Genomic DNA, 23787 nt, shown 5'->3' on the forward strand with positions numbered 1-23787 from the left:
ATGATCACAGTGAATTCCTGCATATCCACCTCATTGGGTGGTATTGAAACCTTAATTCGGGAGGTTCAGTCCTTATTTAAAGGCACTGGCGCCAGAGTGACCGAGTTTTTTAAGTACAGAGCGGGCAAACATGTCTACAGCGAATCCCCAGCTGTAACTTACATTTGCTATGGTGAAGAGAGTAAAGCCGGGTATGTCGCAAAAATAAAAACGGCATTGAATTTATGGCGGCAGTTGAAAAAGCTTGCCCCTGTAGGGGAGGATCTGTTGGTTTTTCATCCTACCGATCTTTTGTATATCCCAGGGGCTGTGCTGAAAGCCAATAATGTCATCATGGTGCAGACCAACAGGCTGGACATCATTTTTACGCCTTTGGGCAAACTGGCGATGTCGCTCAGAGGCAAGTATATCAATCACTTTACGGTTTATACCTCCTTCGATGAAGCTGAGCTCGGTGCACTTTATCCGCAGTTTAAATCCAGAATAAAAATTATCCCCAGAGCCAGTAAAATAGAGAAAGCGAGTGCTATTCCCGCACAGTCGAAAAAATTACTGACGCTGGCGCGGGTTTTTGAAGATCAGAAAAACTTCAAAGCCATGGTGGAGGTGATGGGTCTGTTGCCGGCAGACTACAGCCTGGATATTTATGGGGATGGTTCAGAGCAAGAAGTGTCTGATTTAAAGACACTGATAGCACACGACAGCCGGATTACTTATAAAGGTTCTTCCAATAAAGTAGAGGAAATTTATAAAGAGTATTCATTATTCTTAATGACCTCCCGCTATGAAGGTTTCGGACAAACCCTGGTGGAAGCCAGAAGCCAGGGCTTACCCATCATTTTGTTTGATACCTTTCCTGCCGCTAAATGGATAGTGCGCGATGGTGAAAATGGCTATTTGATCCCCCCTTATGACATAGCCGCTATGTCTGAAAAAATCATCACTGTGCTTGGCAATACGCAGGTCTATACCAGCTTTGGTCAACGCGCTTTGGTGCTGGCCGAAGAAACCTCAAAAGGTGCGATCAATGACAGCTGGAAGGGGTTATCCATTGAACTCTAAACTCTGCTCCATCATTATTCCTGTGTATAACGACTGGGATTATTTAAAGCGACTGATAGAACGGATCCTCGCTATCAGCGCTGGTGCAGCTGTTGATTTGAATCACTTGTTTGAAGTGATTGTCATTGATGATGGCTCCGCTTCTGACCTTTCAGCTCAGATGCCGGTATCACCTATGGTGACTTATTTAAGAAAGACCAATGGCGGCGTGTCATCGGCAAGAAATCTGGGCATTGATTCCGCAAGCTCAGATTACATTATGTTTTTAGACTGTGATGACGATATACCGGATAACCTGTTTGAAATTATGCAGCGGGATCTGGTGGCATCAGATAAGGATATTCATCAGTACTCTTATGTCACGAGGCATGAGGGGACTGGTGCAGAGACTAGTCACATTATCAATAGTGCTGATGGCACAGAGCTGTTTTCCCATTTCCTGCTGAAGAAAAACAGTTTTCATATCTGCTCATTTATTTTCAGCATGAAATTCTTGCAACAGCATCAGCTGCGTTTTAGCGAAGATACCGGTCTTAGCGAAGATGTTTTATTTATCTTTAATGCCTTTGCCGTTGCAGCGAAGGTCAAAGGTTTTGAGGATGTGCTTTATTATTACAATATCCGCCAGGGGTCTGTGATCTCCTCCTTTAAAGGCAAGCGGGAAACTGAACATCTGTCTGCTTTTGCTCAAATATCGCAGCTTAGTAAGGCTCATCTGAGTGGTGCTTTGCAATCTGAAGCCAATTTTTTTCTGAAAACCTGCCTCATTAATCTCTATGTCCGCAGTCTGAAGCTGGCAAAAGCCAATCATGCTGCAGACTATCTGGATTTATTGCAGCAAATGAAGCGCTTTGGTGCAGCGATAGGACGTTGCCGTTATCCATATTCTGTCAAAGGCTTGTTTGTGATTGTGTTCGATGTTTTGCTGAAAAGTTCTCAGTTTGAGCGCCTGTCGAAAGTAATGAACAGGACTGTACATGGGTAAGATCCTTTTATATTTAAGCAGTTTTTTTCTTGTTTTCGAAAATACCGCGCTCAGTGCCATAGGGGGGGCTTTTACAGCTCCTCTGGCTATTTCTTTATTCCCAGCAGTCACTTTGTATTTGCTGTTTAATTTTTATTCGATAGATATAGTGGGTAAACGCATTATTTATTTTATCTTTGGTGTTTTGTTTTTTTCTTTAGCCTACTTATTTATCTTCGCAGACAGTCTTTATTTTGGCTTTTTGCTTGACCGGGGATTGAGGTTGTTCCTGATTAATCTTGCCTCCTTTGTGTTTTTAGTTTTCTTCTTAACCTTTGATTACGCTGAATTAAAAGTCGCCAGCAAGATATCCGGTATTCTTATCGTCATGGTGTTTTTTATTAACCTTGTGGCCCCGGATATCGTCAATAATCCATCCTTTTTACAAGGCTCAGCTGCGTTTTCGCCTGATCGGATGCGGGGTTTTACTCTGGAGGCCAGCACCTTCGGGTTTCAGGTGGTTACGGCAGTGATGTTGCTGGCCATTGTATTCAGCGTGAATTATCTGTTGTCTATTGTGGTCGTAGTTTCGTTTTTACTTTTTACCTCGTCAAAAGGCGCCTTACTGGCTTTTTGTTTGTCTGTTGTGATCTCAAAGTTTGTGTTGGCCAAAAGTGGCTTTAATAAAATCACTTTTCTTATTGTTGGTTTTCTCGCCTTTTCTTTTGGCTTTTATTATGTACTGCTGGATGCCTTTATCCTCGATATCGAAAAGTACAATAGCTCCTCAACCCGGGGGGTAATGATATTTACCGGTATTTACAGCGCTTTAGTCTCGCCTTTTGGCGTGGGGTTTACCGGCTACTTTAACCAGATCTACCAACTCGGCCCCGATGTGATTAATTTTGTAGATTATTACTTTCCGAATTTATTTAATTTTGACGAAGTTGTTACCTATTTCATTGTAGGTAACGTGGAGTCTGTATCGACAAAAACCTTATTTTTTGACTGGCTTATATATGCAGGCTGGGTGTTTTTATATTTATTCTACAAGTTTCTATCCTTTTGCTTTTCAAAGATTAAAGGTGCTGGTGGAAAGAACCTGTCTTTATTTATTTTTATGATCATTTCCTGGTGTTTTTACGTGCCGCTGGATGGACGTATTATTGGACTGTTGGCGATAGCTACTCTTATTAAGTTTAACAGGGAGCGGGGAGCATGAAGTATCGCGCTGACATTGATGGGCTAAGATCGATCGCTATTCTCCCGGTACTACTTTTTCATTTTGGTTTTGAAGTATTTTCGGGAGGCTTTGTAGGTGTAGACATATTTTTTGTCATCAGCGGTTTTTTAATTTCGTCCATTATCGTCGAAGAAATCAGGGAAGGGCGCTTCTCTTACATTTCTTTTTATGAGCGCCGGATCCGGCGATTAATGCCGCTCTATTTTTCAGTACTGGTGGTCAGTCTAATTTTTGCTTTGCTGTTGTTTAGCCCCAGAGAGTTTTCTGCATTTCTGGACAGCGCTGTTTATTCATTATTTTTTGCTTCAAATATCTATTTCTGGAATAACTTTGGTTATTTTGACGATGGTGCTGACCGATTGCCTCTGTTGCATACCTGGAGTTTGAGCGTTGAAGAGCAGTTCTATATTGTTTTCCCTTTTCTGCTGATTTATTTGTTTCGCTCCGCGTTAAAAAACAAAGTGTTTTTGGTGCTCTTTGTGCTGTTTATTCTGGGTTATGTGCTGTCCTGTGTTGGGTCCTATTCGAAACCTCTGGCCAGTTATTATTTACTGCCAACCCGCGGCTGGGAATTGTTACTGGGCGCGCTTGCCTATTTTTACCGGGATAAATTTGACGGGATACGACATCCGTTAAAAGCTGATATTTTTCTTTTTTCGATGTTTTTTATCCTGATTTATTTCATCCTGAGTTATGAGAAAGGCAGTCCTTTTCCCGGTCCCTGGGCTTTGCCACCCACTTTAGTGGTATTTTTTATATTGGCGCTGAATAAAGCCGACTTTCTGTTTTATAAGCTTTTAGCCAATAAAGCCTTGGTGTATATAGGTTTGATCAGTTACAGCTTATATATGGTGCACCAGCCTGTTGTGGTTTTTTCCAATTTTATTAACCACAGTTCCACCAACCCTATCTGGTATAAATTTTTTCTCATCGCCATCACCTTTGCGATCTCTTATCTGACCTACAGATTTATAGAGTCACCATTCAGGTCAAAAAGCCGTATGGACAGAGCGATGATTTATAAGTTGTTTTTTGCCACTTTTTTTCTGGTGCTGCTAAGTCTTGTGACTTTGAAAATGCTGGTGCTTTATAAACCAGCAACGCTATACAGCCCGCAGTTAATGCAGGTAGATGCACAGGTTAAACCTAACCTTGGCTTATCCGATCTTTGCGATAATGGCCAATTAAACCCGGATGCCTGTCAAAATAGTGCAGAGCCGGAGTGGATTGTCTGGGGCGATTCACTGGGGATGCATGTCGCAAACAGTATGCAAGCAGCCAATGCCTTTAAATTTGTGCAGAAAACCTTGAGTGCATGCCCGCCTGTTTTAGATTTTAGTGTGCTTCGTTATGACCATACCGGCAAATGGGCGAATAAATGTATGGCAAATAATCAGGCTGTGTTTGATTTTATAAAAACGCAGCCAGAGCTGAAGTATGTGGTGCTGGCATCCACCTTCGATTATTCCTATGCGAAGAATTACTACGATGACCAGATCCAAAACTATGACCGCAGCATCGCTTTGCAGCGATTGACTGCAACTATTGCCGCCCTTGAAGAGCTTGGCAAGAAAGTAGTAGTGATTTCTCCACCCCCTTTGTCTTCTTTTGACCCAGGATTTTGTTATGTGCGCTCTGTTGCCTCAGGCGCCAATACAGAGCAGTGCAATTTCAAAGCTGTCCAGATCGGGGAAGCGACAGAGCTGTTAAGCCTGCTGCCCCCCCAGTATCTGCAAATCAATTTATCCAGATATTTTTGTGCTGACTCCGGGCATTGTATAAGCAGTTTCAACGACAAGCCTCTGTTTAAGGATTACATCCATTTAACCAAGAGTGGCTCCGCCTATCTGGTGAATGAAACCAGCTTTGTGTCTGACTTGAATTCGCTAAAAGAAGGAGAGCAGAAATGAGAGATCTGCGTATTGATTTTCTGAAATTTGTTGGGCTGGTGATGATTATACTGGCCCACTCAGGCCCACCCGGTGGCATTTTCCAACTGAGAAACTTCGATGTGCCATTGATGGTGTTTTGTTCTGGTTTTGTGTTTTCTTATGGCGTGTCTTATAGCGGCTATTTAAGTTATGTGATGGCACGGCTGCAACGCTTAGTGATCCCTGTCTGGTTTTTTCTATTGTTCTTTTTTGCATTCAACTCTGCTTTAGCGAGTGATCCGGACTATGTGTTGTTAACCTTTCTTTTTGTGGAAGGCGAGGGACTGGAGTATTTGTGGATTATTCAGGTGTTTGTGTCCATTGCTATGGTTTCGCCTTTTATCTATAAATTTAATCAGTTGATCCGCTCTGATACTATGTTTTTCTGCCTGTGTTTTTTGTTTTTAGTTCTTTACGATCTGTTTATCTCCTGGGCAGGCCGGGAGTTGTATCAGGACTATAAACTACTAAGAACACTGTTACTTCTGATCCCCTATTCCCTGGTTTTTTTGTTAGGACTAAGGTTCAAAACCAAGAGCAACGCCAGCGTTTTAATGACGTCGGTATTTTGTATTGTTCTCTTTATGGTGATGTTCTATTGGGTAGGACGAACTGACGGCGGTATTTTGTCCACCCAACATTTTAAATACCCGCCAGGTTTGTATTATTTGTCTTATGCAGTGGCCGTGACTTGCTTTCTGTTGTATTGCTCAACCCGGTTTTATGCCCAGTTGTTTGCAGTGCCACATTTAAATAACCTGATACTTTTTGTCTCCTCGAATTCGATCTGGATTTACCTGTGGCACATCGTATTTTTAGGGCTGATAGACGGGCACTGGCTACTGCGCTGGCTGCTGATCCTCAGCTGCTCTATTCTTTGTATGTATCTTCAGGTGAGGATAGTGAAGGCTATTATTGCAAAGGCCTCAGTAAGGGAAAAATACGCGAAGCTGATGTTAAAGACTCTGACTGGCTGAGCGGGACTATTTTGCGCAAAGATCATCTTTGATCAGCTGCCTGATAGGTTCAGGCAAGCTGTTCTTTGATGTTCGAAAATAGGTGCAGGCGAGCTCAACCTTTCCTGTACTTCTGATAATGTTTAAGCTTTGAAAATAAGAGCTTTGACCACTTTGCAGCGCTTTATCCATCGCATAAAAAGTCTCAGTTTTTTGCTGGCCATTGAGTAATGACCAGCGGGACAGTCCTAAAGCCAGCTCTCTTAACGAGGTTTCAGGCATATAAGGACCATACTTTTTCGCCAGCTCTAACTGTTCAAAAGCTTCAGTAATACGGAACTGGGTCACACCCAGATAATAGGCATAGTCAGCATAGGCATTAGGCCATAAAGGCCTGGCCTGAATGGCTTCTTTATAATAAGTTTCAGTCTGTTCCAGTTCTTTGGTCGTCATTAAACCTGCGTACCAGCCCCATTCATTGATTTTGGCTTTGGTCAGCAGATAGTGGGGGTGTTTAGGATGTAGCTCTATAGCTTTATCTATGGCTTCACTGGCTTGCTTCCAGCTTTCTTCGGTCAACAATGGCTGATTTTTCACCCATAGCTCGACAAAGTAATTGGCTTTAAAATACCAGGCGCTTGCCAGTCCTATCGGGATGATATGCCAGGCCGTCAGGCCTAATAACAACAATGCCGGCAGGGCGAGTAAACGGGACACTCTACTGCCATGCAACACAGTGCTTGCACTCTGGTGGCGGGTGCGACGTTGGCGTTCTGGCATTCTCGAACCCTTAACTGAAGTGAATATGACTAATACGTTTTGGATGTTCAGTGACTAACTGTTCGGCGTAATCAATGCCGCACAAGGCCGCAATATAATCCCGTGCTTCGGCCAGTTTGGGAGGACGACGTTGCAGGTTATGACTGTCGCTGGCGACTATGTGAAACGCTTTTTGCTGCAGCAACAGCAATGCGGTCTCTTTACTGCTTTCGCCCATATCACCCAGCACTGAACTTGCGGTCAGTTGCAGCAAGCATCCCATACGCTGAAAGGGCAGCAGTTTTTTCAGATCCGTTTGGACATCTCTGTTGCGCTCTGGATGTGCGATCATCGGCAGTACCTGTTTGCCCAATAACCACTTAACCAGCCGGTCTGCACCTGCAGGTATATGGCTGTGCGGAAACTCCAGTAACAACACTTTGTAGCCCTGATACTCGCCTAAATAAGGCAAGCTGCCTGATTCAACCCAGCCCGGTAGTTCAGAGCATAAGCGTACTTCGGCAGCCGCAGCGAGTTGCACCGACACACCTGCTTCTTTCGCCGCAACTTTGAGGCCTGTTAATCCGTGCTGAATACTGGCCAGGGTATTGTCAAAGTGCCCCGGGTTGATATGAGGGGTGCTGACAATATGACTGATGCCATTAAGTTCTGCCATTTTCAGCAGCTGTATAGACTCTTCTACAGTTCTGGCTCCATCATCCAGCCCCGGAATAAAATGGCAGTGCAGGTCGTACATCAGCTGTTCTCGTTGCTGTAATAGTGGTAATAGCCATAATGGCTATAGTCACCATAACTTTGCGCCACTCTTTTCATATTCACTTTATTCAGAATGACGCCATAGAGGTTGTTTTCTGTCTGCAGTAACTTGGCGATACCACTTTGTATTGCTCCTTTACGGGTCTCGTCTGTTGCAACCACAAAGACTACAGCATCAGCCTGTTTGGCAACGACTAAGGAGTCGCTTACGGCCTGAACAGGAGGCGTATCAATAATAATTCTGTCGTATCTTGCGGACAGCTCGCCCAACAGCTCGGCAAAACGCGGAGAAAGTAAAAGCTCCAGAGGGTTAGGGGGGACATTGCCAGCGGGCAGAAGATCGATACCTGAGGTTTCATCGGCCACTATGCAGGTGTCAATTTGTTCACGGCCCGCTATTAAATTAGCCAAACCCGGTTGATAGGCAGGTAAACCAAAACGTTTTGCGAGCGTAGGGCGGCGCATATCCGCATCAATCAGTAGCACTTTTTCCATCTGGCCAAAGGCAAATGCCAGATTAGTCGCAGAGGTTGATTTGCCCTCAGACGGTACTGCTGAGGTCACTTCAATCAGCTTTAAGGGTTTATCCAGCGCCAGCAAAATTAAACTGGTTCTGATACTTCGTACCGCCTCGGCGTATTGCTTGTGTTGATCGCTAAAAAAGCTATAGAGAGGCAAGTCCTGATTTTTCTTATGAGGCAAGTCAGGCATAAAACCTAATGTACGTTGTCCCAATTGATTTTCGACGTCATTAGGCGACTTTATCGTATCGTTTAATGCATCCAACAAAAAGGCCAATAACATGCCCAAGCCAAGCGTAATGATAAAGGCGATAATGACCACCAGCTTACGTTTAGGTGAGATAGGCTCAGTCGACGGTGTTGCAAGATCGGTGAAACGCGCCAGAGCCGAATTAAAATTACTGGTCGCCTGGGTTTCTTTTTGTCTGGATAAGAAGGTTTCAAATAGCTGTCTGTTGGTCAGAACTTCTCGCTCAAGGCTTTGATAAGTGGTCTCTTTTAAGCTGACCGTCTGGTATTGATTTTTGGCTTTTGCCATTTCCTCTTCCAGTGAGCTGACGTTTTCCTGCACAGATTGGGCTTCATTCTCTATACCAGAAATCAGTTTTTTAATCTGGTTTCTTAAGTTTTCCTGTACAGCCGTCAATTCACTTTTTGCAGCTATCAGTCGTGGGTGTTTTACACCATAAATTTTTGATAACTCAGACACTCTACGCTCAGTCAAAATAAGCTGGTTTTTTGCATCCTGGATCCCTCTGTGTGCAGTAATTTCAGGTAAGCTTTCCAGTTTTTCAATATTGTCTATGCCATATTGTTTGATCACACGGATAAAACCGTCGACCTGAGCTTTGCGGCTACGGGCTTCGGTCAGGGCTTCAGACAATCGTTCCAGTTCTTTGGCACCCAAACCTCTAACACCCTCAACATCAACCAGACCTTCCTTCGCTCTGTAGGCTTGTAATTTTGCTTCGGATTCGTCCAGTTGTACGCGCAGCTCACCAAGGCGACCCCCCAGCCAACTGGCGGCCTGCTGCGTGATGCCAAGCCTCGCTTCCAACTGACTATTGATATAAGCCTCACCCACAGCATTAGCAACCTGAGCTGCAAGATCCGGGGTATAGGTGACAAAGCTGATTTGAACCAGTTGTGTTTTTCGGATGGGACTGACGTTCAGTCTGCTCTGGAATTGTGAAATCAGCTGATCTCTTTGTCTGAGCTCACGCTGTTCAGGTGTCAGTTTGCTTTCTGCGCTTGGAATAAAAGGGATCAGATCTTTAAGCCGGCTGATTAAACCTGGTTTTCCGAGAAAATCCGGATGATCCTGCAGGTTCAGCTTATTAACAACAGCTTCTGCAATAGAGCGTGACTTCAAAATTTCGAATTGGGTCAGGTAGTACTCCTGCTGACTGGAGTTAATACCGTACACCTCTTCTATCGACACCGCATTGGCCTGCTGACTTTCAATCAGCAGAGTGGCTGTTGCTGCATATCTGGATTTGACGTTGAGCATGACCAGCACCGTCAGTATGGTCACTAGTACAGCTAAACTCAGAATACGCCACTTATGAATATTGATAATGGAAAGATATTTACGCAGGTCAATGGTTTCCTGCTGCGAAGGCGCACCTGCTAAGTCCGTTACTGCCATAGTTAAAAGAATCTCTGTTCGATGGTGATGGTATCGCCAGCATTCACTTTCGTGTTCAGGTTGGCATTTTCTTGTTTGCTTTTATTGGCTTCACGGGTAATAAATATCTTCTCTTTTGAAGCCCGCTCGGTCAGGCCTCCAGCCAAAGCAACCGCCTGATTGACCGTCATCCCCGGTTGATAAGGGTAGCCTCCAGGTAACTTCACTTCACCATGAATAAAAAACGGTCTGTATTCCACCATTCCGACAAAAACATTAGGTTCAACAAAATAATCACCTTTCAGGCCATTATAAATACGGCTTTCGAGCTGTTTAATCGAAAGTCCTTTGGCCATGATTTCGCCAAGGAAGGGGTAATTAATTTTGCCACTGTCAGTCAGCTGAGTTTCTATTTTCAGCTCTTCTTCACCGTACACCTGAATAATGATTTTATCGCCGGGACCTAATAAATAGTTAGCGTCCTCCTGGGCACTTACCCAGGAAGACCAACTAATTAACAGGGCAACAAGCCAAACTACAAAGTGCTGCATAATCTATCCATGAAATCTGATCCGTGGATCAAAGGGAAAAGTCAAAATTTACGCCGACAATGTTCCGGTCAAATTCTATACCAGGTACAGAAGAGGTTTTATCTGTCATAGTGGTAAATAACGAAACATCGACAAAGCGGCGAAACGCATATTTGATACTGGCGGTGTAGGAGTCGTTTTCGTCCTCTCTATTGATCCCCACATACTCTTCTTCCAGCCTGTTATAGGCCAGTTGAGTCTGCACAGCTTCTGACCAGTTGTGGTACCAGCTTAGCGTGTAAGTGGTCTCTTTGATGTAGTCTCCGCCTTGTAATGGATCTTTGGCTTTACGTCCTGTGCCTAAATTAAAGTTACTGTAGGTCAGAGGGGCCCAGTTGGCGTTGACTGTCCAGGCCACACCGCTGAAATCATCACGGGTGGAGTCATCAAATTCTTTTTTCTGATAACCTAATTTGAACTCACCTGAGGTCAGGGCACTGATTTGCCATTCAGCACCAGCTTTTACATTGGTTTCTTTACTGTCTCTGGGGGCTTCCGGATCTACGAAGTCATAGCCTATGTCGACAATACAGGTTTCCAGCACCGCAGTAGTGCCTGACAAGGTGTCATAGTAAAAATTAATGCCGCCCATGGTGGAGTCATAATCCCGGAACTGCGTGACTTCACGTTGGTTCATATACTCTTTATTAAAGTAACGGGCACCAAAACGAACCCGGGCTGGTGCGGCTACAGCACCATACTCGTAATAACCAGACAAGGTCTGATTATTAAAGCGGGTAGGGTCGTCCAGATTGTTATTCAGACCTTCGGTAATACCTGTACCTCTGTCCTCGTGGCCCCATACCATATCCGCTTTAACGTTTAACTTACCTTGCTCGGACAACTGGGTATTAAACAAGCCACCTAATAAGGTGTCGGTAAAGTTATCGCTACTGCTACTGAAATAGTTGCCGTGATAAGCGGCTGCACTGAATTCGAGACTGGTGACGCCATCATCTCTGCTGGCTTTTAACGACGGCAACACTGTCATAATCCAACTGTCTGTTTCGTTGGCACTGACACTGGTAATGTTGTCGTCGTACTTCAGGCCAGTGCTGAGCAGAGGCGTAATATCAAAGCCCGACTCTGTCTTAATAGCCTGTGGATCTACAGCTTGTACTCCAGCGCTGGTAAAAGCCAGCGCTGTCATAATAGCTAACTTGGATTTCATGACAGTGGCCCTTTTAATATACATTTTTCCCTGTAAACCCTCTAAAGAAGGTCAAAAATACTATTTTTGTATCCCACCACAGTGACCAGTTTTTGATATACGTCAGGTCATATTCCACCCGTTTTTCCATCTTCTCTAACGAGTCGGTTTCACCACGCCAGCCGTTAATTTGCGCCCAGCCGGTAATACCTGGTTTTACTTTATGTCTGAGCATATAAAAGGCTACCAGCTTTCTATACTGTTCATTGTGCGCTACCGCATGTGGACGGGGACCCACCACAGACATTTCACCTCTGAGTACATTGATAAACTGCGGTAACTCATCCAGTGATGTGCGTCTTAGTACCGCACCTAAGGGCGTCACTCGTGCATCGCCTTTTTTAGCCTGAACAACAGTATCTCCGTTGTCCTGAACCGTCATACTGCGAAACTTGAATACCTTGATCGCTTTACCGTCCAATCCGTAGCGGTCTTGTTTAAAGAATACCGGACCACGGCTGGTGATTTTAATGGCAGCAGCTATCACTAGCATTGGAAGGGCCAGTAACAACAGGGCGATACTGCTTACCGTCACGTCAAACGAACGTTTTAACCAGTCGTGAGCACCATAGTAGGGGGATTCAAATACGCTCAGCGTTTCGACATCTCCTATAGTCCCAAGTCGGGCATGCATCAGGTTATACAGCAGGAAGTCAGGCACTATGTGCACGTCCACTGTGGTATCGCCTAAGCGCTGAATAATATCGGCGATGCGCTTATCCGCGGATAAAGGCAAGGTGATATAGAGCTTATCGAATGCACCATTTCTGGCTGAATCAACACATTCGTCAATTTTACCGCTGAGTGTTTTTCCACATTCAGGCAGGCGATCTGCTTCTCTGTCGTCGTACACGCTGCAAAACTGTAATCCAAGTTGTGGTTTGCTGGTGATTTCGTTAATCAGACGTTTTGCATTGGCGGTGCAACCAATGACGGCAACACGACGGATGCTGTAGCCTTTTTTGTGCAGGGTGTTTTTGATCATGCGGGCAGCCACACGCCACACAGTGGTGTAGCACAACGCCAAACTGAACCAGCCGACAAGAATGACCCTTGAGTAACTGGCGGTACTTTTTAATGCAAAGGTAATCACCAGCATCAGACTAAAGGCAACAAATAAGCACAGCACCACCAAAGCGACATTGCTGGTCAGTGTACTAATGCGCCATGAACGATATAATTGAACGGATTCTGCCGTATACAGATAGACCGCCATTACAGTGAAATACAGCATAATGTAACTGGTCGTCACGACTTCGCCATACAGCTTCAGGCTCAGGTACAAAGCTGCACCTATGGCCATTATGTCGAAGAGTCTGTTTAGGAAACAGAAACCACTATCTTCCGCCTTGAAACTTGTGTGCGTGTTCATAGTTAAATCCTGTTAACTTCCAATTGGCATCAAACGCCGTTGGTACGAAGTGCCTACAGCAAAAAATGAAGCAATGACTCATTGATTGATTTTTCGCCATCCCAAGGACTATAGCCACGAGTTGTGACAGTCACCTTACACAGGCTTAACTAAAAAATCTGTTTGTTCAACTGGTTGAAAAATATTCAACTATGGTGCTTTTAGAGGTGTATTTGTATTGGGAAACCGTGTTGTAGGCTGTTGGTCTTGATCTTGCTGGTGTTTTTGCCGTAATAAGCTAAAGCTGTTTCAAAATTCAGGTTATTTTCAGGCTGTCATGAGTTAAAAAAAATCGTGTATAAAATAGTCAAAATAGCGGATTTAGGGTTTTTATTGGAATCAAGGGCTGTATTTTTTTATTGGCAAAGCAGGAATTGTGATGTGAATTTTTTATGAAATTGCAGTATTGTCGGTACAAACAAAGCCTGATTTTGTCAGGCTTTGTTTGTGTTGTCGCTTAGGTTGCCGCTTTCATACTGCGAACAAAAGCTGAGAGTTCACTGAGTAGAGTGTCTGGCTGATGTTGATGTTTTTCAATAATTTGTACTATAGCCGAACCTGAAATTGCACCCGCTGCACCACTATCAATAGCTGCTTTGACATGTTCAGGTTTGGAGATACCAAAACCCAAAAGCGTAGGAGCAGCATTGTATTCTTTTAACTGATTAATCAGCGTGCTGGCGGGCATTGCGGCCTGAGTTTCAGTGCCTGTCACACCAGCGCGGCTTAACAGATAAGTGTAACCACGGCCATAAGAGGCCAGTTCACGTAAGCTCTCGTCTGTGATGTTGGGCGGCGCGATAAAAATAGGGGCTATGTCATGTTTCATCGCTGCGTTTCTGAATAACTTGCTTTCATGCAAAGGCACATCGGCGATCAGAATAGAATCCACACCAGCTTGCTGTGCCTGCAGATAGAAGTTATCTATGCCGCGAGCCATCACCAGATTGCTGTACAGCAACAAGCCAATAGGAATGTCTTTGTTGTACTGACGAATACGGCCAATCAGTTCAAAACACTGAGCTGGAGTGACACCAGCGGCCAAAGCGCGGATATTGGCGTTTTGAATGACAGGGCCGTCAGCTATTGGGTCGGAGAACGGAATACCCAGCTCCAACGCATCGGCGCCTGCATCTATTAAGGTTTTGATAATGTTGAAAGACAGCTCAAGACCCGGATCGCCCATAGTGACGAAAGGCACAAAAGCACCTTGTTTGGCGATGCTCAGGCGGCTGAATAACTGCTGATAACGTTGCATAAAAATCTCCTTAGCTGCGCTCTGCCATGTTGTTTGGTTTGATATGGGCTTCGCCAATAATTGAATAGACGTGGTTTAAATCTTTGTCGCCACGACCTGATAAGTTGACTAAAAGCACCAAAGGTTCTGTGGCAGCAGCCGCCATTTTGAGCGCATGAGCTAACGCATGTGAGCTTTCCAGTGCCGGGATAATACCTTCAGATTTCGCCAGATGCTGGAAGGCAGCTAAGGCTTCATCGTCGTTAATAGCCACATATTCAGCGCGGCCTATGCTTTGCAGATAGGTATGTTGTGGCCCAACAGCCGGATAGTCTAAACCAGCAGAGACAGAGTAGGACTCTTCAATCTGACCATCTTTGGTTTGCATAATAGCTGTATAAGCGCCGTGCAAAATACCAAAGCTGCCTGTACTTAATGCCGCGCCGTGCTGATGGGTTTCAATGCCCATACCACCTGGCTCAATACCAATTAAGCGTACGCCTTCTTCTTTGATGAAATCAGCGAACATACCAATGGCGTTTGAACCACCGCCCACACAAGCCAGCACCGCATCAGGTAATTTACCTTCAGCTTCAAGAATTTGTTGTTTGGCTTCTTCACCAATCATTTTCTGGAATTCGCGCACTATAGTCGGGAATGGGTGAGGGCCAGCCGCAGTCCCTAATAAATAATGGCTGGTGGCATAACTGCCGGACCAGTCACGCATGGCTTCATTAACTGCATCTTTTAAGGTGCCAGAACCTGCGGTCACAGGAATAACGGTTGCGCCCATCAGCTTCATCCTAAATACGTTCGGCTGCTGACGGTCAATATCTTTGGCACCCATATAAATTTTGCAATTCAGGCCCAATAAAGCGCAGGCGAGTGCTGTTGCCACACCATGCTGACCGGCACCGGTTTCAGCAATAATGTCTTTTTTGCCCATACGTTTAGCCAATAAGGCCTGACCTAATACCTGATTGGTTTTATGCGCACCACCGTGCAATAAGTCTTCACGTTTTAAGTAAATTTTTGCCAGTGGATTAGGCGACACATTACGGCATAAAGTTAAAGGAGTAGGGCGACCCGCGTAGTCTTTTAACAGCGCCTGAAATTCAGCAATAAAAGCCGGATCCTGCTGCGCATCGACAAAAGCCTGCTCTAGCTGCACTAAAGCAGGGACCAGCAATTCAGGCACAAACATGCCACCAAAATCGCCAAAATAAGGGTTTAAATTTAATTTAGTCATGACTGAATTCTCTGATGTTCACAAATGCGTGTTGAATTTTGCCCGCATCTTTGATGCCGGGAGCGGATTCGAGGCCAGAATTAAGATCCACGGCCAGTACCTGATGTTTCAGTGCTGCAATGACATTGTCCGGATTTAAACCTCCAGCCAGCATCACTTTTTTATCCAGCAGTTGTTCGTCCAATAATTGCCAGTCAAATTGTTGCCCTGTGCCACCCGCCTGCTCTGGATGATAGGCATCGAGCAAATAACGGTCGGCGTAACGTGTCAGCTCTGGCAGCTTGTGTTGCACACGGTAGGCTTTCCAAATCTCTGTAGTTTTGGGCAATAAAGGCCGCAGTTTTTGTAAATACAAGTCGGACTCATCACCGTGCAGCTGCACTGCGGCCAGTTTTAGATCCCGTGCTGTTGCAGCCACTGTCTCTACTGCTTCATCCACAAATACGCCAACGTAATGCAAAGCTGGTGCGCCTTGTTGCACAGCTTTAGCTTGCTCTACTGTGACAAAACGTGGTGATTTTGGATAAAAAATCAGGCCGCCAAAATAAGCACCATGGGCATACACAGCCTTGCTGTCCTCTGCGCGGGTTAAACCACAGACCTTATGTTCGCCCCGGATCAGTGAGCGACAGGCATTGGCCAAATCAGCTTGTGCCATTAACGAACTGCCCACCAGGTAAGCATCAGCTACTTTGGCCAGCTGCCGTACCTGCTGCGAGCTGTAAATGCCTGATTCGGATACGATAGTAATACCATCAGGGATCAGGCGAGCCAGCTTGAAACTGGTTTCTAAGTTGGTATCTAAAGTACGTAAGTCGCGGTTATTAATGCCAATCAGCTCTGCGCCTAAAGCCACAGATCTTAAGGTTTCTGACTCGTTACTGACCTCGGTCAAGATCGTCAGATTTAAGCTTTTCGCAACCTTTGCCAGTTCCAGATACTCCAGATCATTCAGCACAGATAACATCAAAAGCACAGCATCAGAACCTTGCAAACGGCCAAGGTAAATCTGGTAGGAGTCGATAATAAAATCTTTATGCAGTAGCGGCTGGTTTACCTTGGCGCGCACTGTTGCCAGATAATCGTAACTGCCCTGAAAAAACTTCTCGTCGGTCAGTACAGAAATACAGTCGGCATATTGACCATAAGCGGCACAAATTTCTTCTAAATCAAAAGGGCTGCGAATTAAACCTTTTGAAGGCGACGCCTTTTTGCATTCCAGAATAAAGCGTGGACCTTTTTGCTGCAGAGCCTTTAAGAAATTACGCTGACTGGGTTGCACCAGCTGCTGAAACTGCGCCAGTGGCAACTTTTGCTTGCGCTCTGCCACTTCCTGTTTTTTGTGATCGATAATAGTGGTTAACACATTAGCCATGACTAAGTTCCCTTAACTGCGTCAATGTCGAAAAAGCCTGTCCTGAAGCTAAATGTTCAAGCACAGATTGGGTCAACTGTTTTAGATCTTTGCGCTCTTTATCTGCGCCACTGATATGCAGCATTGCTGCTACATTAGCCGCCACCGCCTGATTGTGTGCTGTTTTGCCAGTGCCCTGTAAAATCGCCAGTGTGGCTTTGGCATTATCGGCCGGGCTGCCGCCTATTAATTCACTCAGGCTGATTTGAGGTAAACCAAAATCAGCAGGGGTCAGCTCAAAGTGTTCAATGGCGCCTGTGCTGGTCACAGCGCTGACGTTCGTCACACCATGTAAAGCAATTTCATCACAACCGCTGCCATGCACTACCCAGGCGGCTTTTACACCTAATTGCTGTAGTGCTTCTGCCATCACAGCAGTTAAGGCCGGATCGTAGACACCAAGCAGCTGATAATCAGGTTTAGCCGGGTTAATCAGCGGCCCTAATAAGTTAAAAATGGTGCGGCTTTTTAAGGCTGTACGTACCGGCATCGCATGCTTAATACCTGCATGGTACAAAGGCGCAAATAAGAAGCTGCTGTTGCTTTGACTTAAGGCTTGAGCGGCTGCTTCCGGACTCATTTGGATATTGATGCCTAGTTGCTCCAACAAGTCGGCTGAACCGGACTGAGAGGATACGCTTCTGTTGCCATGTTTGGCCACTGGCAATCCCATACTGGCTGCCACAAGAGCTGCAGTGCTGGAAATATTGATGGTATTGGAGCCGTCACCACCTGTGCCACAACAATCTATAGCGCCAGCAACACTAGCCGGAAATTCAGTGGCGGCAGCGCGCATAGCAGCGGCTGCTCCGGCAATTTCATCGGCCGTTTCGCCACGCATTTTCAGCGCCACTAAAAGCGCGGTCAGCAAAACAGGTTCCACTTCACCTTTAACTACCGCACTGAAAAAAGCATGGCTTTGCTCAAAGGACAAGGCTTCACCTTTCAGGCTTTTTTGTACTAGTTCTAAAATTGGCTGGCTCATGCTGTTGCTCCCAAGCTCATTGGGCTTTTCATTAAGTAGTCCAGACTTTGTTTTAGCAAAGGCTTACCTAAAGTGGTCAGAATAGACTCAGGGTGGAATTGGTAACCTAAAGCTTTGTGCTCTTCATGCACTATGGCCATAGGAATATGCTGATAGGCTGCGATCACCTGCAACGAATCCGGCACTTCAGTGGCCATTAAAGAGTGATAACGCGCCACAGGGAATTGTTTAGGTAAAGCGCCAAATACCGGGTGGTCGCTCAGCTCAATAATAGAAGTTTTACCATGGACTGTTTCACCGGCACGACCAACCACACCGCCATAATGTTCCACCAGCGCCTGATGGCCTAAACAAATACCCAGCATTGGGAATTTGCCAGCACAGAGTGCGATAAGCTCCGGCATAGAACCGGCTTGTGAAGGTGCGCCAGGGCCAGGGGATAATAACAACACCACAGGCTGTTGTTCCTGCTGCATCTTTTCAAAGATATAAGCTGCAGGCACAGTATTGCGGTACAGCTTTAAGCTAAAACCTAATTGGGCGACTTCATCCACCAGGTTGTAGCTGAACGAATCTAAATTATCTAACAGATATACCACGCTCATGCTGATACTCCTTGTTTAGCAGCTTGGCCTGCAGATTGAATAGCATTAATCACAGCCTGAGCTTTGCTGCGGGTTTCGTCCGCTTCGGCTTGCGCGACACTGTCGTACACCACACCAGCACCGGCCTGAATGTAAGCCATGCCGTTTTGCACATAAGCCGAACGAATGACAATGCAGCTATCAAAATCACCATTGCCAGCCAAATAACCTACTGCGCCACCATAACTGCCACGGCGTTTTTTCTCGACACCACGAATCAGTTCTGCTGCCCGTACTTTAGGTGCGCCTACTAAGGTGCCCATATTCATACATGCCTGATAGGCATGCAAAGCGTCCAGTTCTGGTTTTAAGGTGCCGACTACACGCGAGACTAAATGCATCACGTAAGAGTAACGGTCTACTTTCAGCAGCTCTTTGACATAACGGCTGCCTGGCACACTGATACGGGCTACGTCATTACGGGCTAAATCGACCAACATTAAATGTTCGGCTTTCTCTTTTTCGTCCTGACGCAGTTCCAGCTCAATGCGGCTGTCTAAGTCGCGGTCAATACTGCCATTGGCGGCAAAACCACGGCGACGGGTGCCTGCTATGGGGTAAATCTCTACTTGTGCTGTTTTTGCTTCATATTTCAACGCCGACTCAGGAGAGGCACCAAACAGGCTGAAGTTTCTATCCTGCAGGTAAAACATATAAGGGCTTGGATTTTGTTGTTTCAGTTTGGCGTAAGCCGCTTGTGGATCAGGGCAGGGCAAGCTGAAACAGCGTGATGGCACGACCTGAAATACATCACCAGCCACTATATTGTGTTTCAGTGCTTCGACCTGGGCGACAAAGTCGGCGTCGCTGATATCTACTTTGACTTCAGCTTTGGCTGCAGGCTCTGTTGCCGTTGTTGTATTAGTTGATTGCTGCAATAGCTGCTGCAGCTCTGATAAACGCTGACCTATAACAAAATACTGCTGCTGGGCTTGAGTGCCACAAAATACATTACCAATCAGACGGCTATTGCCTGCCTGATGATCGACCACTAACACCGTTTCAGCCAGATAAAACAGATAGTCAGGACACTGGTTTTCAGCTGTTGGCACCTGGGGTAAGTCCTCTACCATAGCCACTAAGTCGTAACCAATGACGCCACCTAAAAAGATAGCTAAAGGCTCGTCACTGTTGTTTTGCAGCTGTTGTTGCAGTAAACGCAAAACAGTCAGTGAGTTAGGCAGCAATAAGCGGCTTTCTTCATCCAGCAAAGGATCAGCTTTGGCAAACTGCACTCTGAGTTGGTTGGATGACAAATCAAGTTCTGCTTTGCCTTGTAGCAAAGACGCCAGATAAGGCAGCAGGGTTTTACCGTTGTCGGTTAAAGCTTCAATCTGCACCTGTAGAGCATTGCATTCAATGCGCAAAGCCGCGTCAATCAGCATCAGACTTTTTAAACTGTTTTTGCTGTCAATTTCTGCCGACTCCAGTAATAACGCCATTTGGCCCTGACTGGTTAATGCTCTGAAGCTTTGCAGCGGATCTGGCTGAATACTCAGGGTTTGGCTGAAACTGGCCACTTGCCCTGTAGTGGTGGTAATTTGCTGTAAATTCATGGTGTTCCCTAAAAGTTTCAAATAAAAAGCCCGCATCAAGCGGGCTTTTTGGCTGTATTCGGACAATAGTTGTCCGGCCCGCTAAACAGGAAGTCGCCACCAGTGCCAACGTGTTACTTGAGAATTCATCATGATTTTTCCTGTATTTAAATTTCTACAAAGCTTAAAAAACAAAAAGGCCCGAATCTTTCGAAACGGGCCTGGTTTTATAGCGAATACAACGCCTCCACACGCCCGTTAAGGAGTATGCCACCACCAAATGTGAGTTTGAGTTGTTGTCTGAAATTGCATTGGCTATAAATCCGTTGTTAATAAGTCGCTCTGAAAACGCCTCTATAAAACCCTGAAATCAAATGCCCGTCAAGCCCTGTTTAGTTATAAGTCCAAAAAAATACGTATAAGTGGATAGATGGCTACAGGAGGTTCTTTGGCAGTGCTGCAGAAAGCCAAGCCCGGCAAGTGCTTTTATGGCACAATGGCGGCCGTTTCTTCAGGTAGCTTCCCATGAAAATTGATTTACACAGTCACACTTATTGCTCAGATGGCGTATTAAGCCCAACCGAACTGGTTGAGCGTGCCGTCAGCAAAGGCGTGGATGTGCTTGCTATTACCGATCACGACACTATTGCTGGCCTCTGTGAAGCCCGCGCCGCTATTGCTGAGAAAAAGCTGCCTTTGACCTTGATCCCTGGTGTGGAAATCTCCACCAGTTGGTACGAGTTTGAAATTCATATTGTTGGTTTAAATATCAATACCGATTGTCCGGTGTTTTTACAGCATTTAGCAGCTCAGCAACAGCGCAGGGTAGAAAGGGCCGAAGAGATGGCGCGTCGTCTTGAGAAAAATAAAATACCGGACGTGCTTGAAAATGTATTAAAAATTGCCAATGGCGCAGCCTTAACCCGTACTCACTTTGCCCGTTATCTGGTGCAGATTGGCAAAGCCAGCTCGATGAATACCGTATTTAAAAAGTACTTAAGCCGCGGCAATACGGGTTATGTGCCGAACAATTGGGTGCCTATGCAGGAGGCTGTGCAGTGGATTTTAGCTGCAGGTGGTACTCCGGTGCTGGCGCATCCACTTAAGTACAAACTGAATGGCCGTTGGCTAACCCGTTTAGCAGAAGAGTTTTCCGCTGCTGGTGGTAAAGCCATGGAAGTGGCCTCTGCCCAAATGACTCCGGTGCAAAAGCGCCAGGTCTGGATGCTGTGCCAGAAGTTTGGCTTAACGGCGTCTGCTGGTTCTGATTTTCATCAGGAAACCCCATGGAATGAGTTGGGGCGTCAATTGTATTTTACCGACGATGTCACTCCTGTATGGCATGACTGGCAGTTGCCAGAGCCTGAATCAGCACAGCTTTCATCTTGATTTTTAACAAATTTATTGCTATTTCTTAAACATACTTTAGTTAGAAGTGCAGAGAATAAGAAGAATTTATGAGCCAGTTTTTTTATGTTCATCCTGAGAATCCACAGCAGCGTTTAATTAAACAGGCTGTGCATATTATTCAACAAGGTGGGGTAGTGATTTACCCGACAGATTCAGGTTATGCGCTGGGTTGTCATATAGGTGATAAAGCGGCGCTTGAGCGTATTTTGCAAATCCGTCAGATGAGCACAGAGCATCACTTTACCCTGATGTGCCGCGACTTTTCTGAGTTGTCTGTTTATGCCAAGGTAGAAAACAGCGCCTTTCGCTTAATCAAAAACCATACGCCTGGTGCTTACACTTTTATTTTAAAAGGCACTAAAGAAGTCCCTAAGCGTTTGCTCAATGAAAAGAAAAAGACCGTAGGTTTACGTATTCCGCAAAACAAAATTGCGCTGGCGCTGTTAGAAGAGCTGGGTGAACCTTTGATGTCGAGTTCCTTAGTATTGCCTGGCAATGACTTTGCTGAATCGGATCCGGAAGAAATGCGTGATCAATTAGAACGTCAGGTGGATTTAATTATTCACGGTGGCGTTATTGCTGAAAACCACACCACAGTGATTGATTTATCAGAGGATAACCCCGTAGTTATACGTCAGGGCGCAGGCGATAGCAGTGCCTTCATATAACTTCGGGTTAGAGTTTGGATGCTTAGATAATGTCTGAACCACTCGCCGACAGCTTTGCCAGCCTGACGATACAGCAGCCTTTGCCGCTGGCTTTTGTACGCGGCGAGGCTGTACTGGATAAGCCGGAAGATTTGTATATTCCGCCTGAAGCTTTGTCGGTATTGCTGGAAAGTTTTGAAGGCCCGCTCGATTTTCTTTTGTATTTAATTCGTCGTCACCGCTTTGATATTGTCGATTTGCCCATCAACGAAATCACCCTGCAGTATATGGAATACATTGATTTAATGCAGGATATGAACTTTGAACTGGCGGCAGAGTATTTACTAATGGCCGCTATGCTGGCGGAAATTAAATCGCGTTTATTACTGCCGCAGCACGACCATAAAGCGGATGACGAAACCGACCCCAGAGCTGATTTAGTCAGGCGGTTGCAGGAATATGAAATTATCCGCAAAGCGGCCACTGACGTGGATTTATTGCCACGCCAGGAGCGGGATTATTTCCCTGCCAAAGCCGGGTTAGATGATAACTTCGAACCTTATGTGATTTTGCCTGAAGTGTCGTTGCAGGAGATTTTGCTGGCACTGAAAGACATAGCCAAACGCGCCAAAGATTTTCAGCATCACCAGATTAAAAAAGAGCATTTATCCACCCGTGAGCGCATGAGTAAGATTTTAGAGTTGCTTAAAGGCCGCTCTGACTACCTTGAGTTTGCCGAATGTTTTGAGTTATCAGAAGGACGGCAGGGTGTAGTCGTCAGCTTTTTAGCTATTCTGGAGCTGGTGAAAGAAAAGCTAATACAAGTCATCCAGATCGAAGCTTATGGTCAGATCCACGTCAAATTGGCATAATGTGCCCTTCGGACTTGAAGCCGCAGCTTTGTTGACCGCGTTTGCTCGCCCCAATCACATAGTGGTCTATGTTCATGGGGACTCACGCTCTTGTCGCCGCGCTGCAACTCCAATTACTTTGGGCACCCCGTAACTGGTAGAATTTAGACAAAGGAACAGGCATGGCGAAAAAAATTAACGAGCAACAACTGCTACAGTTAGTCGAAGCCGCTATTTTTGCCTCTGATAAACCTTTGTCTGTTAATGACTTACAAAGCACTGTGCTGGAAAGTTTTGAGTTAACCCGAAAACGTTTGCAGCAGGCATTAGCTCAGTTGCAACAGGATTATTTAGGCCGGGGTATTCAATTGATTGAAACCGCCTCTGGTTTTCGGTTTCAGACCCGCGCTGATTTAAGTGAATATCTGGCGTTACTCTGGCCAGAACGTTCACCACGTTATTCCCGTGCTGTGCTGGAGACGTTGGCCTTGATTGCCTATCGTCAACCTATTACCCGCGGCGAAATTGAAGAAGTGCGGGGGGTGACGGTTAGCAGTCAAATTATGCGTACTTTGCTCGACCGGGGTTGGGTCAAAGTGGTAGGGCATAAAGAAGTACCGGGTCGTCCTGGTTTGTATGCCACGACGCCGACATTTTTAGATTATTTTGGCTTAAAGGATTTAAGCGATTTACCTGCTCTGGCCGAGTTTCAAGCAACGCCGGATTTTTTTAACCCAGTCGTGATGACTGAAGAGATACATTAA

The 23787-nt window shown here is 45.5% G+C and carries 21 protein-coding genes; 9 read left to right on the forward strand and 12 right to left on the reverse strand.

Annotated elements, in window-relative coordinates; all coding sequences use genetic code 11:
* From LSG34_RS09990 to LSG34_RS10010, 5 genes are read left to right on the forward strand one after another with little or no spacing between them, the layout of a single operon-like run.
* Positions 1-1062, forward strand: coding sequence for a glycosyltransferase (locus tag LSG34_RS09990; protein ID WP_233008942.1), 1062 nt, complete (start codon positions 1-3; stop codon positions 1060-1062).
* On the forward strand, positions 1028-2047 hold the full coding sequence (locus tag LSG34_RS09995) for a glycosyltransferase family 2 protein (protein ID WP_233008943.1): 1020 nt from the start codon (positions 1028-1030) through the stop codon (positions 2045-2047). The genes LSG34_RS09990 and LSG34_RS09995 overlap by 35 nt, the downstream gene beginning before the upstream one ends.
* The gene (locus LSG34_RS10000) at positions 2040-3248 is read left to right on the forward strand and encodes a hypothetical protein (RefSeq protein ID WP_233008944.1); all 1209 of its coding nucleotides are present in this window, start codon (positions 2040-2042) and stop codon (positions 3246-3248) included. Before LSG34_RS09995 ends, LSG34_RS10000 begins: the two co-directional genes overlap by 8 nt.
* On the forward strand, positions 3245-5179 hold the full coding sequence (locus LSG34_RS10005) for an acyltransferase family protein (RefSeq protein WP_233008945.1): 1935 nt from the start codon (positions 3245-3247) through the stop codon (positions 5177-5179). Before LSG34_RS10000 ends, LSG34_RS10005 begins: the two co-directional genes overlap by 4 nt.
* Positions 5176-6177 carry an acyltransferase family protein gene (locus LSG34_RS10010; protein WP_233008946.1) on the forward strand — a complete coding sequence of 334 codons (1002 nt, stop codon included), beginning with the start codon at positions 5176-5178 and terminating at the stop codon, positions 6175-6177. The genes LSG34_RS10005 and LSG34_RS10010 overlap by 4 nt, the downstream gene beginning before the upstream one ends.
* A gap of 6 nt (positions 6178-6183) precedes the next feature.
* Here the strand turns inward: LSG34_RS10010 and LSG34_RS10015 are convergent, their stop codons facing one another.
* The 12 genes from LSG34_RS10015 to LSG34_RS10070 all read right to left on the reverse strand — a co-directional run bounded on the left by LSG34_RS10015 (position 6184) and on the right by LSG34_RS10070 (position 20136).
* Positions 6184-6936, reverse strand: a complete 753-nt coding sequence (locus LSG34_RS10015; RefSeq protein ID WP_233008947.1) for a hypothetical protein — start codon at positions 6934-6936, stop codon at positions 6184-6186.
* A 10-nt stretch (positions 6937-6946) separates the two neighbouring features.
* On the reverse strand, positions 6947-7672 hold the full coding sequence (locus LSG34_RS10020; RefSeq protein ID WP_233008948.1) for a tyrosine-protein phosphatase: 726 nt from the start codon (positions 7670-7672) through the stop codon (positions 6947-6949).
* Complete coding sequence (locus tag LSG34_RS10025; protein ID WP_233008949.1) at positions 7672-9861, reverse strand: GumC family protein; 2190 nt, start codon at positions 9859-9861, stop codon at positions 7672-7674. The genes LSG34_RS10020 and LSG34_RS10025 overlap by 1 nt, the downstream gene beginning before the upstream one ends.
* Positions 9862-9863: 2 nt before the next feature.
* Positions 9864-10391, reverse strand: coding sequence for a polysaccharide biosynthesis/export family protein (locus tag LSG34_RS10030; RefSeq protein ID WP_233008950.1), 528 nt, complete (start codon positions 10389-10391; stop codon positions 9864-9866).
* A 28-nt stretch (positions 10392-10419) separates the two neighbouring features.
* Positions 10420-11601 (reverse strand): outer membrane beta-barrel protein, encoded by a 1182-nt coding sequence (locus tag LSG34_RS10035; protein WP_233008951.1) that lies wholly within the window; start codon positions 11599-11601, stop codon positions 10420-10422.
* 13 nt (positions 11602-11614) lie between these two features.
* Entirely contained in the window at positions 11615-13012 is a 1398-nt protein-coding gene (locus LSG34_RS10040) for an undecaprenyl-phosphate glucose phosphotransferase (protein WP_233008952.1), read from the reverse strand.
* A gap of 496 nt (positions 13013-13508) precedes the next feature.
* Entirely contained in the window at positions 13509-14309 is an 801-nt protein-coding gene (gene trpA / locus LSG34_RS10045; protein ID WP_233008953.1) for a tryptophan synthase subunit alpha, read from the reverse strand.
* A gap of 10 nt (positions 14310-14319) precedes the next feature.
* Positions 14320-15537, reverse strand: a complete 1218-nt coding sequence (trpB, locus tag LSG34_RS10050; RefSeq protein WP_233008954.1) for a tryptophan synthase subunit beta — start codon at positions 15535-15537, stop codon at positions 14320-14322.
* Complete coding sequence (gene trpCF / locus LSG34_RS10055) at positions 15530-16912, reverse strand: bifunctional indole-3-glycerol-phosphate synthase TrpC/phosphoribosylanthranilate isomerase TrpF (RefSeq protein WP_233008955.1); 1383 nt, start codon at positions 16910-16912, stop codon at positions 15530-15532. The genes trpB and trpCF overlap by 8 nt, the downstream gene beginning before the upstream one ends.
* On the reverse strand, positions 16905-17936 hold the full coding sequence (trpD, locus tag LSG34_RS10060) for an anthranilate phosphoribosyltransferase (RefSeq protein WP_233008956.1): 1032 nt from the start codon (positions 17934-17936) through the stop codon (positions 16905-16907). The genes trpCF and trpD overlap by 8 nt, the downstream gene beginning before the upstream one ends.
* Positions 17933-18541: an aminodeoxychorismate/anthranilate synthase component II gene (locus LSG34_RS10065; protein WP_233008957.1), complete on the reverse strand. Its 609-nt coding sequence runs from the start codon at positions 18539-18541 to the stop codon at positions 17933-17935. Before LSG34_RS10065 ends, trpD begins: the two co-directional genes overlap by 4 nt.
* Positions 18538-20136, reverse strand: a complete 1599-nt coding sequence (locus LSG34_RS10070; RefSeq protein WP_233008958.1) for an anthranilate synthase component 1 — start codon at positions 20134-20136, stop codon at positions 18538-18540. Before LSG34_RS10070 ends, LSG34_RS10065 begins: the two co-directional genes overlap by 4 nt.
* Positions 20137-20640: 504 nt before the next feature.
* Here LSG34_RS10070 and rnm point away from each other — a divergent pair.
* From rnm to scpB, 4 genes are all read left to right on the forward strand, one after another.
* Positions 20641-21504, forward strand: coding sequence for an RNase RNM (gene rnm, locus LSG34_RS10075; protein ID WP_233008959.1), 864 nt, complete (start codon positions 20641-20643; stop codon positions 21502-21504).
* Between the two features lie 68 nt (positions 21505-21572).
* Positions 21573-22193 (forward strand): L-threonylcarbamoyladenylate synthase, encoded by a 621-nt coding sequence (locus tag LSG34_RS10080; protein WP_233008960.1) that lies wholly within the window; start codon positions 21573-21575, stop codon positions 22191-22193.
* A 29-nt stretch (positions 22194-22222) separates the two neighbouring features.
* Positions 22223-23044: a segregation and condensation protein A gene (locus LSG34_RS10085; RefSeq protein ID WP_233008961.1), complete on the forward strand. Its 822-nt coding sequence runs from the start codon at positions 22223-22225 to the stop codon at positions 23042-23044.
* 161 nt (positions 23045-23205) lie between these two features.
* Positions 23206-23787, forward strand: a complete 582-nt coding sequence (scpB, locus tag LSG34_RS10090; RefSeq protein ID WP_233008962.1) for an SMC-Scp complex subunit ScpB — start codon at positions 23206-23208, stop codon at positions 23785-23787.

This window comes from Rheinheimera faecalis, assembly GCF_021290965.1.
GTDB lineage: Bacteria > Pseudomonadota > Gammaproteobacteria > Enterobacterales > Alteromonadaceae > Pararheinheimera > Pararheinheimera faecalis.

What these genes read in the sequence shown, in the direction of transcription:
- LSG34_RS10040 (WP_233008952.1), bottom strand. Translation starts at nt 13,012, where the DNA reads ATGAACACGCACACAAGTTTCAAGGCGGAAGATAGTGGTTTCTGTTTC.
- LSG34_RS10070 (WP_233008958.1), bottom strand. Translation starts at nt 20,136, where the DNA reads ATGAATTTACAGCAAATTACCACCACTACAGGGCAAGTGGCCAGTTTC.
- LSG34_RS10030 (WP_233008950.1), bottom strand. Translation starts at nt 10,391, where the DNA reads ATGCAGCACTTTGTAGTTTGGCTTGTTGCCCTGTTAATTAGTTGGTCT.
- LSG34_RS10025 (WP_233008949.1), bottom strand. Translation starts at nt 9,861, where the DNA reads ATGGCAGTAACGGACTTAGCAGGTGCGCCTTCGCAGCAGGAAACCATT.
- LSG34_RS09995 (WP_233008943.1), top strand. Translation starts at nt 1,028, where the DNA reads ATGACAGCTGGAAGGGGTTATCCATTGAACTCTAAACTCTGCTCCATC.
- trpB (WP_233008954.1), bottom strand. Translation starts at nt 15,537, where the DNA reads ATGACTAAATTAAATTTAAACCCTTATTTTGGCGATTTTGGTGGCATG.
- LSG34_RS09990 (WP_233008942.1), top strand. Translation starts at nt 1, where the DNA reads ATGATCACAGTGAATTCCTGCATATCCACCTCATTGGGTGGTATTGAA.
- LSG34_RS10065 (WP_233008957.1), bottom strand. Translation starts at nt 18,541, where the DNA reads ATGAGCGTGGTATATCTGTTAGATAATTTAGATTCGTTCAGCTACAAC.
- trpD (WP_233008956.1), bottom strand. Translation starts at nt 17,936, where the DNA reads ATGAGCCAGCCAATTTTAGAACTAGTACAAAAAAGCCTGAAAGGTGAA.
- LSG34_RS10005 (WP_233008945.1), top strand. Translation starts at nt 3,245, where the DNA reads ATGAAGTATCGCGCTGACATTGATGGGCTAAGATCGATCGCTATTCTC.
- LSG34_RS10035 (WP_233008951.1), bottom strand. Translation starts at nt 11,601, where the DNA reads ATGAAATCCAAGTTAGCTATTATGACAGCGCTGGCTTTTACCAGCGCT.
- LSG34_RS10020 (WP_233008948.1), bottom strand. Translation starts at nt 7,672, where the DNA reads ATGTACGACCTGCACTGCCATTTTATTCCGGGGCTGGATGATGGAGCC.
- LSG34_RS10080 (WP_233008960.1), top strand. Translation starts at nt 21,573, where the DNA reads ATGAGCCAGTTTTTTTATGTTCATCCTGAGAATCCACAGCAGCGTTTA.
- rnm (WP_233008959.1), top strand. Translation starts at nt 20,641, where the DNA reads ATGAAAATTGATTTACACAGTCACACTTATTGCTCAGATGGCGTATTA.
- trpA (WP_233008953.1), bottom strand. Translation starts at nt 14,309, where the DNA reads ATGCAACGTTATCAGCAGTTATTCAGCCGCCTGAGCATCGCCAAACAA.
- trpCF (WP_233008955.1), bottom strand. Translation starts at nt 16,912, where the DNA reads ATGGCTAATGTGTTAACCACTATTATCGATCACAAAAAACAGGAAGTG.
- LSG34_RS10000 (WP_233008944.1), top strand. Translation starts at nt 2,040, where the DNA reads ATGGGTAAGATCCTTTTATATTTAAGCAGTTTTTTTCTTGTTTTCGAA.
- LSG34_RS10015 (WP_233008947.1), bottom strand. Translation starts at nt 6,936, where the DNA reads ATGCCAGAACGCCAACGTCGCACCCGCCACCAGAGTGCAAGCACTGTG.
- LSG34_RS10010 (WP_233008946.1), top strand. Translation starts at nt 5,176, where the DNA reads ATGAGAGATCTGCGTATTGATTTTCTGAAATTTGTTGGGCTGGTGATG.
- LSG34_RS10085 (WP_233008961.1), top strand. Translation starts at nt 22,223, where the DNA reads ATGTCTGAACCACTCGCCGACAGCTTTGCCAGCCTGACGATACAGCAG.
- scpB (WP_233008962.1), top strand. Translation starts at nt 23,206, where the DNA reads ATGGCGAAAAAAATTAACGAGCAACAACTGCTACAGTTAGTCGAAGCC.